This is a genomic window from Actinophytocola sp. (genome assembly GCF_035712165.1).
GTDB lineage: Bacteria > Actinomycetota > Actinomycetes > Mycobacteriales > Pseudonocardiaceae > DASYTH01.
In genome coordinates, this window is sequence record NZ_DASTBH010000527.1 from 1 (window position 1) to 2,071 (window position 2,071).

Here is a 2,071-nt window from a genome sequence, read left to right on the forward strand (position 1 = left end):
CGTTGGACAGGCCCACACCGAGGCAGGTGAGCACCTCGGTCTCCCGCTCGGTGAGTTCGCGCACCCGGCCCAGCGCCCGCTCTCGGACCGCCTGCTCGCCGGCCTGCGCGGCGACCAGCCGGCGCAGGGCCGCCGGAGACAGGACGGTGTGCCCGTCGGCCGCGACCCGGACCAGGCTGATCAGATCCTCCGGCGGGGTCGACTTCAGCAGAAACCCGCTGGCGCCGGCCCGTAATGCCCGGATGACGTAGGAGTCCGCGTCGAACGTGGTCAGCGCGACCACGGCGGGCCGCTGCGGCAGCCGGCCGATCCGCTCGATCGCGGTCAGCCCGTCCACCTCCGGCATGCGTAGATCCATGAGCACCACGTCGGGCCGGTGTCGCACCACGGCCTCCACCGCGGCGGCGCCGTCATGGGCGGCGTCGAGCACCTCGACGTCCTCGGCGGAGCCGAGGATCGTGCGCAGATGGGCGCAGACCATCGGCTCGTCATCGACGACGAGCACGCGGATCACCGACCGGGGTCGCCGGTCGGCAGGGTCGTGGTACGGGCTCAATTCTGTGCTTTCTCGCGGGTCGGCACGTATGCCGGGAGTATGGCATCCACCTCGAAGCCGCCGTCGGTGCTCGGGCCGGCGTGCAACGTTCCGCCGACCAGCTCGACTCGTTGACGCAGACCGAGTAGTCCGGTCCCGGACCCGGTGCTGGACAGTCCACTGTCGACGGTTGTGGTTGATGGAGTGTTGCGGACGGTGAGCTGCACCCGGTCCCCGCCGTAGCGCACGGACACGGTCGCGGACGCTCCCGGAGCGTGCTTGCGGATGTTCGTCAGTGACTCCTGCACGATTCGGTACGCGGTGCGACCCACCGTGGGGGAGGTGCGCTCCGGGTTGCCGACCTCCCTGAGGTCGACCGGGATTCCCACCGCTCGGGACTCGGCGACCAAAGTGGACAGATCCAGGCCGGACTCGGTGTTCCTGCTTCGATCCACCTCCGTCATCGTGTCCGCGTCGGTCTCGCCGTTGCGTAAGACGCCGACGAGGTCCCGCAGTTCGTTGAGCGCCTGACAGCCGGCCACCCGTAACGCCTCGGCGGCGTCCCTGGCGGACCGGTCCGACGCGGTCATGCCGAGCGCCCCGGCGTGCAGAACCATCAGGCTCACCCGGTGGGTCACCACGTCGTGCATCTCTTCGGCGAGTCGGACGCGTTCCTCGGCCCTGGCCTGCTCGGCCAACAGGTGTTGCTCCCGCTCGGCCCGCTCGGCGCGGTCGGTCAGCGCGTGGACGAGCCGCCGGTGCGCCCCGATGTAGAGCCCGAGCAAGGCCGGCACCAGCGCCATCAGGAGCCCGCCGGAGATCACGTCCGCCGAAGGATCCCAGGGGCGGCACACCAGCACCGTCAGGCCGGCGATGAGCGTCCAACCGGCGATGTCGTTGCGGTACAGCGCGACCGTGTAGACGGCGACCGGTGCCGCCAGGGGTAACCACGGGTCGCGGTGGCTGAGGCTGAGCTGGTCCGCCGCCAGGGTCATGGCGAGGAGCATCACCACCGAAACGGCCGCACAGGCGCCGCCGATGACCAGCGGCAGGCGCCTGCGCAGGACAAGGAGAAGGGCCAGTCCGATCTCCACCACGAACTGCACCACGGTCGCCGGCCGGCCCGGGTCGTCGTCCAGCGGTATGGCGATCGCGTACAGCATCAGCAGGACGCCGGTCGGGACCAGGTAGAAGAAGGCCTCCCGGCTGGAACGCCACAGCGGCGGGCGCGGCCCGGCCTCGGGCCGGCCCGGCACTGCTGCGGTGGTCGATGCTTCGCTCACGGCCGCCACGCTACCCACACCGGCCGCCTGAGCTGGGCAAATGCACACGTTCGTAGGCTGGGGACGCAACGAAAGTTGCATCGCCACCGTCAGACCGACCACTTTGGTCACTAGCCGCCTGCTGCCCATCCGAGGCAGGGTGGAGACAGCACGCGGGGAGGGACGAACGCTGATGTCAGCGCAGGTGGAGACCGTGCGGCTGCGGCCGCCAGCCAATCGAGTCGAGCGGAGGGCGGTCTGGTGGTGGATGACG

2 protein-coding genes are annotated in these 2,071 nt (G+C 70.4%); both read right to left on the reverse strand.

Annotated elements, in window-relative coordinates:
* Positions 1–514 (reverse strand): response regulator transcription factor (locus VFO68_RS29785; RefSeq protein WP_325161733.1); only part of this gene is annotated, 514 nt, incomplete at its 3' end.
* Positions 515–552: 38 nt separating this feature from the next.
* A complete protein-coding gene (locus tag VFO68_RS29790; protein WP_325161734.1) occupies positions 553–1,818 on the reverse strand; it encodes a sensor histidine kinase in 1,266 nt (421 codons plus the stop codon).
* Between the last annotated feature and the right edge of the window lie 253 nt (positions 1,819–2,071).